Below are 13,688 nucleotides of genomic sequence, written 5' to 3' on the forward strand. Positions count from 1 at the left end.
TCAGCGGTCACGAACGCTCTCCGGCAGCGCATCCTCGGTGATCAGCCAGACTGTCTCGCCGTTCGACCGGGCTTTTCCGGCCGGCAGGTCCTCACCGGCAAGCACGCGCTCGACGATGCCGCGTTTGCTCGCGCCGTGAACCAGAAACAGCATCTCGCTGCACGAGGCGAGCGCCGGGAAGGTCAGGGTGACGCGCGGCACGAAGGGCTCGACATGGGCCTTGTCGACGCCGGCCGTCCAGCGGTCGCGAATTGCCAGCTGCGGCCAGCCGGGAAACAGCGAGGCGGTGTGGCCGTCGGGCCCGACGCCGCCGAGCACGAGATCGAACAGTGGCCGCGCCGTGTCGAGCTTGGTCGAGCCGTAGAACGATTGCAGTTCGCGCTCGTAGTCACGCGCGACCTGGCCGGGATCGGCGCCTTGGCTGGTTGGAATCGGATGGATGTTCGCGGCGGGCGCACGTCCGTCGAGCAGCACGCGCTTCGCGGTACCCATGTTGCTGAGCGGATCGTCGAACGATACCACGCGCTCGTCGCTGATGAACCAGTGCACGCGAGCCCAGCGAATCCGATCTTCGAATTCGGTGGCCAGCAGTTCGAACATCCGCTGCGGACCGGAGCCGCCGGTCAGACAAATCGCCGGACGATCGTGGTGCAGGGCGATGCGTGCGATCAGCCGCTGCGCGGCCAAGCGGGCCTGTGCGTCTGCATCGGCAGCGACGACGATCTGGCGATTTCCGACCTGCACTAGCTCGGCTCCCGCCAATTGCGGCCGTCGCGCTTGAGCAGAGCCTCGGCCTCCTCGGGGCCGTTGCTCCCGGCTGCGTAGCTCTCGAGACCTTCGGCGCCCGCGTTCTGCCACGCATCGAGGAATGGCTGGACTGCCTGCCAACCCGCCTCGACGCCGTCGGCGCGCTGGAACAGGATGTTGTCGCCGATCATGCAGTCGTGCAGCAGCGTCTCGTAGCCGTTGCTCGGCGCGACCTTGAAGTAGTCCTTGTAGCGGAACGTCATCTCGACGCCGTCGATCGCGATCGTCGGCCCGGGGATCTTGGTGTTGAACTGCAGCGCGATTCCTTCGACGGGCTCGATGCCGATGACCAGATAGTTCTGCGAGAGCTCCTCGACCGGCGTGCAGCGGAACATCGCGAACGGCGCTTGTTTGAACTTTATCGCGACCTCGGTGCGCTTGGCACCGAGTGCCTTGCCGGTGCGCAGATAGAACGGCACGCCGGCCCAGCGCCAATTGTCGATCGTCAGCTTCAGCGCTGCGTAAGTTTCGGTCGTGCTGGCGGGGTCGACGTCCTGCACCTTGCGATAGTCGCCGATCTCGGTGTCGCCGACTTTGCCGGCGGTGTACTGCCCGCGCACTGAGTTGCGCAGCGCTTCCTCTTCGCTCTGCTGCTGGATCGCCGCCAGCACTTCGGCTTTGGCCGAGCGCACGGAATGCGCGTTGAAATGCGACGGCGGCTCCATGGCGACGAGAGACAGCAGCTGGAACAGATGGTTCGGTACCATGTCGCGCAGCGCGCCAGTCTTGTCGTAGAAGCTGCCGCGGTGGGCGACGCCGAGCTTCTCGTCGACGGTGATCTGGATGTGGTCGATGTGCTCGCGATTCCAGATCGGCTCGAACATGCCGTTGGAGAAGCGCAGCACCAGGATGTTCTGCACCGTCTCTTTGCCGAGATAATGATCGATCCGGTACAGCGAGTGCTCACTGACGATGCCGAGTAGATGATCGTTGAGCGCCTTGGCGGAAGCGAGGTCGGTGCCGAACGGCTTTTCAACCACCAGCCGTCGCCACGCGCCGCCTTCTTCTTTGAGCAGGCCGGCCCGGCCGAGCTCGGTCGAGATCGGTGCGAACGCGTCGGGCGGGGTCGCCAGGTAGAACAACCGGTTGCCGCCGGTGTTGCGGTTGGCTTCGAGCTTCTCCAGCCGTTCGCGCAACTTGTCGAACGAGGAGGGATCGGACGGATCGGCGCTGACCGCCGTGACGCAGTACAGCAGCTTGTCGGCGATATCGTCCTTGACCGGGCGCGTCGCGAACTTCTTCAGGCCTTCCAGCAGGCTGGCGCGTAGATCCTCGCTGGACATCTCCTTGCGGGTGATGCCGACGACGCAGAACTTTTCCGGCAGCAGATTGGCTTCCGCCAGATTGTACAAAGCCGGGATCACCAACCGGTGGGTTAGATCGCCGGTGACGCCGAAGATCACGAAGGCGCAGCCATCCGGGATCTGCGCATTGGGCTGGCTGGTCACACGTTCTCCGATTTCGGTTTCATCTTCTGTTGCGGGGCAGCCTGATGAGCGGCGTCGGGATGCTGTTGTGGCTCCTTGTGGCCGCCGAAGCCGGCGCGCATCGCCGAGAGAATTCGCTCGGCGAAAGTGTGTTCCTTGCGCGAGCGGAAGCGCGCGAACAGCGCCGAGGTCAGTACTTCGGCCGGCACGGCCTCATCGATCGCGGCGTTGATGGTCCAGCGGCCCTCGCCGGAATCCTCGACAAAGCCGGAATAGCTGTCGAGCGCGGCATTGCGCGCCAGCGCCGAAGCCGTGAGGTCGAGCAGCCAGGACGGGATCACGCTGCCGCGCCGCCAGACTTCGGCAATGTCGGCGATGTCCAGATCGAAGCGATGCTCGCTCGGCAAAGCGTCGATATTGGCGTTCTTGAGAATATCGAAGCCTTCGGCGTAGGCCTGCATCAGGCCGTATTCGATGCCGTTGTGGACCATCTTGACGAAATGGCCAGCGCCGACCGGGCCGGCGTGGATATACCCCTGTTCGACGCGGGGATCGCGATCCTCACGGCCGGGCGTGCGCGGAATGTCGCCGATACCCGGCGCCAGCGTCGCAAAGATCGGATCGAGGCGATCGACGACTTGCTTGTCGCCGCCGATCATCATGCAGTAGCCGCGCTCGAAGCCCCAGATGCCGCCGGAGGTGCCGACATCCACATAGGCGATCGATTTTTCCCGCAGCGTCTTGGCGCGGCGGATGTCGTCCTGCCAGAACGTGTTGCCGCCGTCGATGATGACGTCGTCGGGGCCGAGTAACTTGCCCAGCTGGTCAATCGTGGTCTCGGTGATGTGGCCGGCGGGCAGCATCACCCACACCGCGCGCGGCGCGTCGAGCTTGCTGACGAGATCCTCCAGGCTGGCGGCTCCCGTAGCGCCGTCTTTGACCAGCGCTTCGACCGCCGCCGGATCCCGGTCATACACCACGTCCTGGTGGCCATCTTTCAGGAGGCGGCGAACGATGTTGCCGCCCATTCGTCCGAGGCCGACCATGCCGAGCTGCATGCCGAGGTCTCCAGCTATGTGTCCGGGCTGCGCTTGATTGTGCAGCCTCGTTGGTAATCTTCGAAAGCCTTCGTCACTGCGAGGAGCGAAGCGACGAAGCAATCCAGTGCCTGCGTTCTGGATTGCCTCGCTGCGCCCCGCAATGACGGAGCCTCTGCAGTTAGTTCAGCGCCGCGCGGACGGCGGCGTCGAGAGCTTTCAATCCACTCGCAAGGTCGCCCTTGAGGTGAACCCGCAAGGCGCGGCGGCCGCGCTCGGTGAGCACGTCGAAATCGCCGCGCGCCTGTGCTGCCTTGATGATGCCGAAGCTCGCCTTCTGTCCGGGCACCGGCAGATCCTGCGCATCCTCCGCGGTGATCTGCAGGAACACGCCGCTGTCCGGCCCGCCTTTGTAGGCCTGGCCGGTCGAGTGCAGGAAGCGCGGACCGAACTCGGCGCAGGTCGCGACATGGCGGCGGTCGCGAACGGCGAGCCGCATGCTCTGCAAACTCTCGATATGCGCGGTGTTGCGCTCGATATAGGCGAGCAGGGCGACGTAGTCGCCGGCTTGCGCGCGCGACAGATGCGCCTTGATCCACGAATCCAGCGAGCCGTTGGCTCCCGAGTCGCGCAGCGCCGCCGCGTTCGACTCGCTGGTATAGAGATCGACATCGGCCGTCGACATCGCCGGCTTCTCGTCCGGTAGCGCGCCGGACTTCTCGAACGCCGCGGTGAGTTCGCGGGTCTTGATCTTGGCGGACTCGACGTCGGGTTGATTGAACGGATTGATCCCCAGGATCGCGCCCGCCACCGCAGTGGCGAGTTCGAAGCGGAAGAATTCCTGGCCGATATGGCCGGGCGACTTCAGCACGATCCGCACCACCGGATGACCGGCCGCTTCGAGCGCTTCAAGCTTGCCATCATGCGCGGCGTCGCTTTCGCCGCTGACCCGCAGATCGATGAACAGCCGGTCGTTGCCGTAGGCCGCCGGATCGGCCAGCGGCTCGCCGTCGATCGGGATCAGACCCTTGCCGTCCTTGCCGGTGGACTCGGCGATCAGCTGTTCGGCCCATGCGCCGAAATCGGTGATCGATTTGGAAGAACTGATCGTGACCTTGTCGCGACCGGCGAGGCCGGCGCAGCCCATCGCCAGACCGAGCTGAACCCCGGGGTTTTCGCTCGGCGGCACATCCGGTCCGCAAGATCGCACCATGCTCAGCGTCAGCTCGAGCAGCTTGCCGAGGTCGAGGCCCGCAGCGGCGGCCGGCACCATGCCGAACGGCGAGAGCACTGAATATCGGCCTCCGATCGTCGGATCGCCGTGGAAGATGCGGGCGAACTTCTGTTCGGTCGCGACCTTCTCCATCGACGAGCCAGGATCGGTCACGGCGACGAAGTGCTGGCCGGCCTTGTCGGCGCCGACGGTCTCACCGACGCGCGACAGGAAGTAGTCCTTCATCACGTTGGGCTCGGTAGTGCCGCCCGACTTCGACGAAACGATGAAGAGTGTGGTGCCGAGCGTCACGCTGGCTTCGAGCGCGCGCACCTGAGCCGGATCAGTCGAGTCCAGCACATGCAGTTTGGGGAAGCCGCTTTGCTGCGGAAACGTCTCGGCAAGAACTTCGGGGCCAAGGCTGGATCCCCCCATGCCGAGTACGACCGCGTCGGTGAAGCCGCGCGCCTTCACCCATTTGGCGAAATCAGCGTAGTCGGCGAGTTTGGCGGCTTCGGCTTTGGCGCTGTTCAGCCAGCCGAGCCATTTGTCTTCATCGGTCCCGGTCCACACAGCCTTGTCCTGGTCCCAGAGCCGGCGAATCTTGCCAGCCTTGCGCCACTCGTCGGCTTGCGTCTGATAGGATTTTTCGAGATCGGCAGCGAGCGCGAGCGTCTGGGTACCCACTTCGCCAGCCAGCACGGTGTTGCGCTTGAACGCAACCGCGCCGAGCAGCTTGTCGAAAGAATCGGCGAAAAGCTGCAGGCCCTCGGTGACCAGCGTTTCGGCGATCTGCTGCAGCGAGATGCCGGCGTTCTCCAGATCCTTCAAGACCTTGACCGCATCATCGACATGCTCTTCCAGGCTGTCGCGCGGCTTGCCGTGATCGCGAAACGCATCGAGCGTTGCGGGCGGCACGGTGTTGACCGTGTGCGGGCCGATCAGCTCCTCGACATAGAGCACGTCGCTATAGGCCTTGTTCTTGGTCCCTGTGGAGGCCCAGAGCAGGCGCTGCGGCTTGGCCCCGCAGACTTCCAGCTTGGCCCAGCGATCGCCGGAGAACAGACGCTTGTAGTCCTGATAAGCAAGTTTGGCATTGGCGATCGCCACTTTGCCCTTCAGCTTTTCTAGCCGTGCCTTCTCTTCCGGATCATTGGCCTGCGCGATCTTGTCGTCGAGCTGCTTGTCGACGGCGCTGTCGATACGGCTGACGAAGAAGCTCGCGACGCTACCAACACGGGCAGGGTCGCCGCCGTTCGCAATCAACGTCTCGAGACCGGACAGATAGGCCTCAGCAACTTGCCGGTAGACGTCCTGCGAGAATAGCAGCGTGATGTTGACGCTGATGCCCTTGGAAATGAGGTGCTTGATCGCCGCGAGGCCCTGGCGGGTCGCCGGGACCTTGATCATCAGGTTCTCGCGCTTGACGGTCTCCCACAGCCGCTCGGCTTCGATGATCGTCGCTTTGGTGTCGAGCGCCAGATAGGGCGACACTTCCAGGCTGACGAAGCCGTCGCGGCCCTCGAGCCGGTCATAAGTGGGGCGAAGCACGTCCGCGGCGTGCTGGATGTCCTCGACTGCGAGGGCTTCGTACAACTCACCAACCGAGCGGTCGCCGTGCTTCAGCGCCGTGCCAATCGCGCCGTCATATTCGTCGGACGAGCCGATCGCCTTCTCGAAGATCGAGGGGTTCGAGGTTACTCCCTTCACCCCGTCTTCGTCGATCAGCTTCTTAAGATCGCCTTTGGCGATGAAGCCGCGGGCGAGGAAGTCGAGCCAGACGGCCTGGTCGTGTTGTTCGAGCGCTTTGACGGGGTTCATGTGCTTTGTCTGTCATTCGGTGCGAGGGAGCCTCGCGTGCATTTCCGTCCGGGAGCGGAAGCTTGTCAACACGTCCTTGCCTGCCATGGCGGCCGGCCGTACAGCGGCGAGCTGAACTGACGCGCTAGAGGCGAAAGGGTTCCGAGCAAGCCGTATCGCAAAGCTGTGATGGCTGGATGAAGCACGCCGGTTGTCGCGATCTGCCTGATCTACGGGCAACGGCAGAGAGCGCCGCTCGACGCAAGCAGGTCAGGCGCCTGAGAGGTCGCTCCGCGCAAGATCCCAGAGCAGCGTGTACAGGCAGGTCGAGATCAGCTCCGCTCCGATGAGGCCTTCAAACCGCTCGATCATCGCCCTGACGGCCGTTCGATTGCTGCCCTCGATTACCACGAACCAGTCGGATGCTCCGGCGCTGGTCACGCCCGGCGGGTCGGTCAGCGGTCGCGACAGAGCGGGGTCGTTCTCCAGCAGGTGCATCGAGATGAGGCCGTCCTGCGCCAATAGTTCGCGCTGAGCGACGATCATGGCGCGAAGGTGCTCATGGTTGCCGCCGCGCGGGCGGAGCCGCACCAGCCCGAGCTGCGCGCCGCGACCCTCGCCGTGGCTTGCGGTGATCCGTGCCGCGCCGCGGATCATGTTCTTGAATTTGGCGATGTTACGGTTCGACCACTCGGTCTGGTGTGCGAGCGCCTTGCGGTAAGCCGGGCTGCTCAGCACCTCGAAGGTCCGGGTGGCATACAGAGCGAGATACTTCGGCGAGGCGTCCTCCGCGACATAGCGGCGCGCTTCGAGAAAGCCGTCGATCGCGACACGCTCAGCCAGATGTTCGCGATCGTACCAGCGATTGAAGTCGGGCTCGTCCTCGGCGTCGATGTCCATCGCGGTCAGCAACATTCCCCGAGCGGCGAGCGGCATGAAAAGCTATCCTTGGGTTCAATTGGAGGTCGCGCTGCTGCGCGTGCCTGCCTTCTTCGATTTGGCAGTCGATCTCGGCTGCAAAGTGGTATCGGCGGGGCTAAGCAGCCGTCCGTCTTCGGCATGCAGTTCGAGAGTCCTCACCGGTCGGCCGTTGTTGCGATCCACCAGCACGGTGGCGATCTCTTCAGGGCGAGGGTCGAATTGTTCGCTCCACTGGCGCAGCGCCACCAGGATCGGGAAAATCCCCTGGCCCTTCGGCGTCAGCAAATATTCGTGGTAGGCGCTGCCGTCCGCTGCCGGCACCGGGCGGAGAATGCCATGCTCCACCAGCGTGCGCAGGCGACTGGCGAGGATGTTCTTCGCCAATCCCAGCTTGCCCTGAAACTCGTTGAAGCGCCGGACACCGAAGAAGGCTTCGCGGACGATCAACAGCGACCACCAGTCGCCGATCACCTCGAGCGCACGCGCCACGGGGCAGGGATCGTTCTCGAAACTCGTTCGCTTCACCATCTCGCCGTCCGCCGATCACGCGCTTGTGTGGTTGCAATATAAAACTGGTGGCGTACATCGCAATCAGTTTCATCATGCAACCAGAAAGAGGCGACCATGAGGCTGGCGGGAAAGACGGCATTGATCACGGGTGGCAACAGCGGCATCGGTTTGGCGACGGCAAAGCTGTTCATTGCTGAAGGCGCCAAGGTGACGATCACCGGGCGCGACGCGGGACGGCTGAAGGCGGCCGCCGACGCGTTGGGCAGCGCCGCGCTGGCAGTGGAGGCCGACGTCAACGACGTCGCTGCGCTCGAGCGTGCCGCCTCGCAAGCGGCCGAGGCGTTCGGCAAGCTGGACGTCCTGTTCGCAAATGCGGGCATTCCGGGATCGACGCCGCTCGGCACGACGTCGCTGGCTGCGTTCGAGCAGGTGATCCGTACCAACCTCACCGCGCCGTTCTTCACCGTGCAGGCCGCATTGCCGCATCTCAACGACGGCGCGTCGATCATTCTCAACAGTTCGGTGATCGCGGTGCTGGGCAATCCCGGTTACGCGGCCTATGCGGCCAGCAAGGCCGGGCTGCGCGGCATGGCGCGGGTGATGGCGTCCGAACTGTCGCCGCGCAACATTCGCGTCAATGTGGTCGCGCCCGGTGGTGCGCGCACACCAATCTGGAAGGGCGCTGCGCCGACCGACGAGGCGATGGCCGTGCTCGAAAGCCGTATCGCAGCCGCGACGCCGCTCGGCCGGATCGCCGAGCCGGAGCACATCGCCAAGACCGTGCTGTTCCTGGCGTCGGACGATGCCGCTCATATCCAGGGTGTCGAAATCTTCGTCGATGGCGGCGCCACCGGCTCTCCAGCAGGTGCGCCGATCTATCGCGGCTGACGATCAGCGCGGATGTTGGGGGCGATCCGCGATGTCGTTGATCGCAGCGATCACGGCGTCGCGGACGCCCGGGTCATAGAGCAGATGTCCGGCCGCATCGACGGTACGCAGCTCCGCGTTCGGCCAGCTCGCGATCAGCCGGTGGGCGGTCGCGGGCGGACACAGCAGATCATAACGGCCCTGCACGACGATGCCGGGAATGCCGGCGAGCTTGTTCGCCTCGGCAATCAGCTGATCCGGCCGCATGAAGCAGTCGTGGACGAAGTAGTGCGCTTCCATGAACGGCGTAGCCGGTAGCGGCCGCGTCTCGCCGGCAGCGCGCGGGCCCAGCCGGGTCTGCTTCGGCGCGATCTGCGACAGGATCGACTCGGTCTCTCCCCAGGCTCGCGCGGCGGGGCCGTGCACGGCAGAATCCGGATCGAGAATGCGCCGCCAATAGGCGTCCAGCGGTGCGGCGCGTTCGCCCTCGCGAAGCAGCGACAGAAAGTCCGCGTTCAACCCAGGATAGAACCTCGGCAGCGTCTCAAGGAAGGCTGTTTCGAGTTCGGCGCGGGTGCCGAGGAACGTCGCGCGGAGCACGATGCCGCTGACGCGGTCCGGATGCGCCTGTGCATAGGCCAGCGCCAGCGTCGCACCCCATGAACCTCCGACCACCAGCCAGCGTTCGATCCCCAGCGTGGTGCGGATCGTCTCCATGTCGGCGATGAGGTGAGGCAGCGTGTTGGCTTGGCGGCCCCCTTTCGGCCGACTGCGGCCGGCGCCGCGTTGGTCGAACAGCACGGCGCGAAATCGTTGCGTGTCGAACAGCCGGCGGTGATCCGGCTGGCAGCCGCTGCCGGGACCGCCATGCAGATAGATCGCCGGCGAACCATCTGCGTTGCCGCTGGTTTCAACGTACAGCGCATGGCCGTCGCCCACGTCGAGCATCTGCGACGTCAGCGGCTGCGCGGCGCTGGTGGGACCGGGACGGATCTCGCGTTCTGCTTCGGGAGTCATCTGATGTGGTTACAGCCAAATGCGGCGGAACGCGAGCACGGCAAGGCAGGCGCGTGGGACGGCGCCATGCGGCGGACAGGGTTGCGCATCGGCGGCGTGCCCCTCACTTTCAGCCCAGACGAAACGGAAACTTTGGATGCCGCGATACTATTTCAACACACGGATTGGAGCGGAGCTGATCCCGGATCCCGAGGGCGAGGATCTGCGCGATGCGGATCATGCGTGGGAGGTGGCCCGCGCCACCATCAGGGAGATCGTCAAGACAGAGGCCGCGCAGGTCGATCTGATCCGCGCCAGCCTCGAAGTCACCGACGAGGATGGCCACGTGGTGCTCGACTTCCCCTTCAGCGAAGCCTTGCTCGACATGCCGGCGCTGCCGCGGAACAGGCATTGACCACCCCGATTTGACGGTGGCGCGGCGTTTGCCTGCGCGCTATCAAGTTCTTATCGATCGGGGGACACATGCAAGACATCTGGCGACTGTCGGCGACCGAACTGTCCGGCCTGATCAAGGCGCGCCAACTGTCCGCGCGCGAGGCGACACAGGCGGCGCTCGACCGGCTCGATGCGGTCAATCCTGCGATCAACGCGGTGATCGACCATCGCCCCGAAGATGCCCTGGCGCAGGCCGACGCGGTCGACGCGGCGTTGAGCCGCGGCGATGACGTCGGACCGCTGGCCGGTGTGCCGGTCACCGTCAAGGTCAACGTCGATCAGCAGGGCTTCGCCACCACCAACGGCGTGACGTTACAGCGCGACCTGATCGCGACGGCGAACAATCCGGTGGTCGATAATCTGCTGAACGCCGGCGCGGTGATCGTCGGCCGCACCAACACGCCGGCGTTTTCGTATCGCTGGTTCACGTCGAACAAGCTGCACGGCGAGACCCTCAACCCGCGCGATCCGTCGATCACGCCGGGCGGCTCGTCGGGCGGTGCGGGGGCCGCGGTGGCGGCGGGCATCGGCCACATCGCGCACGGCACCGACATCGCCGGCTCGGTGCGCTATCCGGCTTATGCGTGCGGCGTGCACGGCCTGCGCCCGACGCTGGGCCGCATCGCCGCCTACAACGCGTCGTCGCCCGAGCGCGCGATCTGCCCACAGATCAGTGCGGTTTCGGGCCCGCTGGCACGGAGCATCGCTGATCTTCGGCTCGCGCTCGCGGCGCTGTCGCAGGCCGATGCGCGCGATCCCTGGTGGGTGCCGGCGCCGTTGCAAGGGCCGCCGCGCGACAAGCGGGCGGCGCTGTGCGTCGCGCCGGACGATCTCGAGGTCGTCGCGGACGTACGAGATGCGGTGCTCGATGCCGCACGCCGGCTGGAGGACGCTGGCTGGACGGTCGAACAGATCGATCAGACCCCGCCGCTGCGCGAAGCGGCCGAATTGCAGGCGCAGTTTTGGCTGGGCGATGGTTACCGCGCGATGCTCGACGCCGCGCAGCGCGAAGGCGACGAAGGCGCGCTGGCCTGCCTCAACGGCAATCGCGCGCGCGAGATCACCGACGCTGCGACGCTGTCGCGGCTGCTGGTGCGCCGGGCGACGCTGACGCGAGACTGGGAATTGTTCTTCCAGCGTTACGCGGTGTTGCTGATGCCGGTGTCAGGTGAGCTGCCGTTCCCGCAGCGGCTCGATCTCAAGGACGAAGCCTCATTCAAGCGTGTCTGGGCCGCCCAGATGCCGCAGGTCGGCACCCCGTTCATGGGGCTGCCCGGCCTGACTGTGTCGACCGGCCTCGTCGGGCGCGTCCCGGTGGGCGTGCAACTCGTCGCCGGGCGCTATCGCGAGGATCTGTGCCTGCTCGCCGGTGAAGCGATCGAGGCGGGCGGCACGCCGCCGTCCCCGATCGATCCGCTGCAGTAACGACGCGCAAGAGGACCGGCCGATGACCTCGATCTATGATTTTTCCGCCAAGACGTTGGCCGGCGAGGAGATCTCGCTGAAGCAGTTCGAAGGGCAGGTGCTGCTGATCGTCAATACCGCCAGCGCCTGCGGCTTCACCCCGCAATACAAGGGCCTCGAAGCGCTGCAGCAGCGCTACCGGCCGCGCGGCTTCTCGGTGCTCGGCTTTCCGTGCAATCAGTTCGGATCGCAGGAGCCGGGCGACGAGGCGCAGATCGCGCAGTTCTGCTCGCGCAACTACGGCGTCAGCTTCCCGATGTTCGCCAAGATCGACGTCAACGGCGCGCAGGCCCATCCGCTCTACAAGTTCCTGAAGGGTGAGAAGGGCGGGTTGCTCGGCTCCGGGATCAAGTGGAATTTCACCAAATTTCTGGTCGACCGCAGCGGCCGCGTGGTATCGCGTCACGCGCCGACGACCACGCCGGAATCGCTCGGCAAAGAGATCGAGACGTTGCTATGACCGACCAGACTCAGAATATCGAACTGCCCGATCGCCTTTCGGTCGAAGAATCCAGCCCGTACTACAATGAAGCCGTGCTGGCGCTCGACGTCGGCATCCGCTTTAAGGGCCAGGAAAAGACCAACGTCATCGAGTACTGCGTCAGCGAGGGCTGGATCCGCGTCGCCGCCGGCAACGCCAAGGACCGTTTCGGCAACCAGCTCGCCATCAAGGTCCACGGTCCGGTCGAGCCCTTTATCCGCCCGCGCAGCTGAGCATCCGCTCGCTGCCGTGGCCGCGCGCGCGGCGATGCCGCCCTACGAAGGCTGCGACTGCGGCAGCTTCCTTGTCCATTCTTTGCCTGGTCGCCGCGCAAAGCCGCCTGCGCCAATGCGGCGACTTGTGGCGCGGCGTTAACGAATGGCGGCGCTTTGCGACGGTATCTCTCCGAAAGCGTAGCTAGATCTAGTCCAGACCTTCCGCGAGGTCGCCTAAATCCTGCTTTCGATGTGTCAATCACCGCTGATTCGGCCGATTCGTCGGCGCTTTGTTCTGATCGCGTTCCATCCGTTAAGATCAGCGGACATGGCTGTCGCAGGCTGGGACAGCTGGCCGCGCTTCCGTCCGCTATGGCGCGGCAGCGCTCCGGTGTCTCGTGCGGGGATGATTAAGGGCCGACGTTAACGAATTCGTCCATGAAGCGGGTCGAGCAAACTTCACCAACGCGGCACAAATTGCGTCCTGCCGGGATCTTGCCGCGAGATGTAGGGCGAGAAGATTCGCTATTTGTGATTCGCGGTGATTCGGCCGCGCTTTGTTCCGGAAGCGTTCGAACCGTTAAGATGCGGCAGATGTGCTGTCGCAGATCGGAACATCGGGCATGTCGTCGGCGCTGTTTTAGATGTTGGAAGTTCTGGCTTTTGCGACCAGGCTGCGCCTGAACGCACGGTCGCGCTTCAGGTGCCATTCGCGGCTCATCGCGTCCTGCCGGCTAGTGAAGCGTTCGCTGTGGATCAGGACCCAGTTGCGACCGCGCGTCGAGCGCGCGCCGGTCCCGGCATTGTGCTGCGCCAGCCGTCGGTCGAGATCGAGCGTCCATCCGACATAGGTCAGGTAGCGGCTGGGGCTCGCGCAGCCGAGCACATAGACGAAACACTCTTCTTCGGCGGGAGCTTCTTGCATGGCGCAAGCCTCGCATGGACGGCCGAGTCCGGCAATCAGCCGCGGCCCTGCACGTTGACAGCGCGGGACCAAGGCCGCTTGGCTGCTGTTCACGCAACCGCGGATGGAGCGCAGAATGATCGGCAGGACGATGGGATGGGCGATGGTGGCCACTCTGCTCGGCGGCGGGGCGACACTGGCCCAGGACGTACCGGGCATTGAGATCTGTACGGCCGAGAAGACGATGGAACGGCGCACCAGTTGCCTGCAGAGCAATGTCGAATTTCTGCAGAAGTCGTTCGACAAGGCGCGGCTCGATCAGCAACAGAAGCTCGACGCCGCCAACCGTCAGATCGAGGCGCTGAAAGCGTCCGTGGCAACGCTGCAGAAATCGCTCGAACAATCGCAGGCGGCTCAGAAGAAGCCCGAGCCGGCCGCTCCGGCGAAGGATGCGTCGCCAGCAAAGCCCGACGCAAAACCCGATACGAAGAGCGACGCGAAGTAACAGCGGCTGCTCGCCTGCCGCTGAACGGAATTCGAACGAGGTGCGCGGCTTGGCAGCGCGCACCGAGACGCCTAACATCGTGCGT

The 13,688-nt window shown here is 64.9% G+C and carries 14 protein-coding genes; 6 read left to right on the forward strand and 8 right to left on the reverse strand.

Annotation, left to right across the window (positions count from 1 at the left end; all coding sequences use genetic code 11):
• The 6 genes from pgl to IP86_RS16315 form a co-directional block, all read right to left on the reverse strand.
• Positions 1-744 (reverse strand): 6-phosphogluconolactonase, encoded by a 744-nt coding sequence (pgl, locus tag IP86_RS16290; protein ID WP_054163582.1) that lies wholly within the window; start codon positions 742-744, stop codon positions 1-3.
• Positions 744-2,255, reverse strand: coding sequence for a glucose-6-phosphate dehydrogenase (gene zwf / locus IP86_RS16295; protein ID WP_054163583.1), 1,512 nt, complete (start codon positions 2,253-2,255; stop codon positions 744-746). Before zwf ends, pgl begins: the two co-directional genes overlap by 1 nt.
• Complete coding sequence (gene gnd, locus IP86_RS16300) at positions 2,252-3,292, reverse strand: phosphogluconate dehydrogenase (NAD(+)-dependent, decarboxylating) (RefSeq protein ID WP_054163584.1); 1,041 nt, start codon at positions 3,290-3,292, stop codon at positions 2,252-2,254. Before gnd ends, zwf begins: the two co-directional genes overlap by 4 nt.
• Positions 3,293-3,452: 160 nt before the next feature.
• Positions 3,453-6,305 (reverse strand): bifunctional transaldolase/phosoglucose isomerase, encoded by a 2,853-nt coding sequence (locus IP86_RS16305; protein ID WP_054163585.1) that lies wholly within the window; start codon positions 6,303-6,305, stop codon positions 3,453-3,455.
• A 249-nt stretch (positions 6,306-6,554) separates the two neighbouring features.
• Positions 6,555-7,220, reverse strand: a complete 666-nt coding sequence (locus IP86_RS16310; protein ID WP_054163586.1) for a DUF4286 family protein — start codon at positions 7,218-7,220, stop codon at positions 6,555-6,557.
• Between the two features lie 18 nt (positions 7,221-7,238).
• Positions 7,239-7,733: a winged helix-turn-helix transcriptional regulator gene (locus IP86_RS16315; RefSeq protein WP_054163587.1), complete on the reverse strand. Its 495-nt coding sequence runs from the start codon at positions 7,731-7,733 to the stop codon at positions 7,239-7,241.
• 96 nt (positions 7,734-7,829) lie between these two features.
• On the opposite strand from IP86_RS16315, the gene IP86_RS16320 reads away from it, so the two are divergent.
• A complete protein-coding gene (locus IP86_RS16320; protein WP_054163588.1) occupies positions 7,830-8,603 on the forward strand; it encodes an SDR family NAD(P)-dependent oxidoreductase in 774 nt (257 codons plus the stop codon).
• A 3-nt stretch (positions 8,604-8,606) separates the two neighbouring features.
• On the opposite strand, the gene pip is transcribed toward IP86_RS16320, so the two are convergent.
• Positions 8,607-9,599, reverse strand: coding sequence for a prolyl aminopeptidase (gene pip, locus IP86_RS16325; RefSeq protein ID WP_054163589.1), 993 nt, complete (start codon positions 9,597-9,599; stop codon positions 8,607-8,609).
• Positions 9,600-9,735: 136 nt separating this feature from the next.
• Between pip and IP86_RS16330 the strand changes: the two genes are divergently transcribed.
• From IP86_RS16330 to IP86_RS16345, 4 genes are all read left to right on the forward strand, one after another.
• Positions 9,736-9,993: a DUF6894 family protein gene (locus IP86_RS16330; protein WP_054163590.1), complete on the forward strand. Its 258-nt coding sequence runs from the start codon at positions 9,736-9,738 to the stop codon at positions 9,991-9,993.
• A gap of 68 nt (positions 9,994-10,061) precedes the next feature.
• Positions 10,062-11,459, forward strand: a complete 1,398-nt coding sequence (locus IP86_RS16335) for an amidase family protein (RefSeq protein ID WP_054163591.1) — start codon at positions 10,062-10,064, stop codon at positions 11,457-11,459.
• Positions 11,460-11,481: 22 nt separating this feature from the next.
• The gene (locus tag IP86_RS16340) at positions 11,482-11,958 is read left to right on the forward strand and encodes a glutathione peroxidase (RefSeq protein ID WP_054163592.1); all 477 of its coding nucleotides are present in this window, start codon (positions 11,482-11,484) and stop codon (positions 11,956-11,958) included.
• Positions 11,955-12,212: a DUF3297 family protein gene (locus IP86_RS16345; RefSeq protein ID WP_054163593.1), complete on the forward strand. Its 258-nt coding sequence runs from the start codon at positions 11,955-11,957 to the stop codon at positions 12,210-12,212. The genes IP86_RS16340 and IP86_RS16345 overlap by 4 nt, the downstream gene beginning before the upstream one ends.
• A 622-nt stretch (positions 12,213-12,834) precedes the next feature.
• Here IP86_RS16345 and IP86_RS16350 read toward each other — a convergent pair.
• Positions 12,835-13,119, reverse strand: coding sequence for a GIY-YIG nuclease family protein (locus IP86_RS16350; RefSeq protein ID WP_054163594.1), 285 nt, complete (start codon positions 13,117-13,119; stop codon positions 12,835-12,837).
• Between the two features lie 115 nt (positions 13,120-13,234).
• On the opposite strand from IP86_RS16350, the gene IP86_RS16355 reads away from it, so the two are divergent.
• A complete protein-coding gene (locus tag IP86_RS16355) occupies positions 13,235-13,603 on the forward strand; it encodes a hypothetical protein (protein WP_054163595.1) in 369 nt (122 codons plus the stop codon).
• Positions 13,604-13,688: the final 85 nt, after the last annotated feature.

The organism is Rhodopseudomonas sp. AAP120, assembly GCF_001295845.1.
In the GTDB taxonomy this organism is placed as follows: Bacteria; Pseudomonadota; Alphaproteobacteria; order Rhizobiales; family Xanthobacteraceae; genus Rhodopseudomonas.

Excerpts from the sequence above, each read along its gene's own strand:
- gnd (WP_054163584.1), bottom strand. The coding sequence starts at position 3,292 with ATGCAGCTCGGCATGGTCGGCCTCGGACGAATGGGCGGCAACATCGTT.
- IP86_RS16305 (WP_054163585.1), bottom strand. The coding sequence starts at position 6,305 with ATGAACCCCGTCAAAGCGCTCGAACAACACGACCAGGCCGTCTGGCTC.
- IP86_RS16310 (WP_054163586.1), bottom strand. The coding sequence starts at position 7,220 with ATGCCGCTCGCCGCTCGGGGAATGTTGCTGACCGCGATGGACATCGAC.
- IP86_RS16315 (WP_054163587.1), bottom strand. The coding sequence starts at position 7,733 with ATGGTGAAGCGAACGAGTTTCGAGAACGATCCCTGCCCCGTGGCGCGT.
- IP86_RS16320 (WP_054163588.1), top strand. The coding sequence starts at position 7,830 with ATGAGGCTGGCGGGAAAGACGGCATTGATCACGGGTGGCAACAGCGGC.
- pip (WP_054163589.1), bottom strand. The coding sequence starts at position 9,599 with ATGACTCCCGAAGCAGAACGCGAGATCCGTCCCGGTCCCACCAGCGCC.
- IP86_RS16330 (WP_054163590.1), top strand. The coding sequence starts at position 9,736 with ATGCCGCGATACTATTTCAACACACGGATTGGAGCGGAGCTGATCCCG.
- IP86_RS16335 (WP_054163591.1), top strand. The coding sequence starts at position 10,062 with ATGCAAGACATCTGGCGACTGTCGGCGACCGAACTGTCCGGCCTGATC.
- IP86_RS16340 (WP_054163592.1), top strand. The coding sequence starts at position 11,482 with ATGACCTCGATCTATGATTTTTCCGCCAAGACGTTGGCCGGCGAGGAG.
- IP86_RS16345 (WP_054163593.1), top strand. The coding sequence starts at position 11,955 with ATGACCGACCAGACTCAGAATATCGAACTGCCCGATCGCCTTTCGGTC.
- IP86_RS16350 (WP_054163594.1), bottom strand. The coding sequence starts at position 13,119 with ATGCAAGAAGCTCCCGCCGAAGAAGAGTGTTTCGTCTATGTGCTCGGC.
- IP86_RS16355 (WP_054163595.1), top strand. The coding sequence starts at position 13,235 with ATGATCGGCAGGACGATGGGATGGGCGATGGTGGCCACTCTGCTCGGC.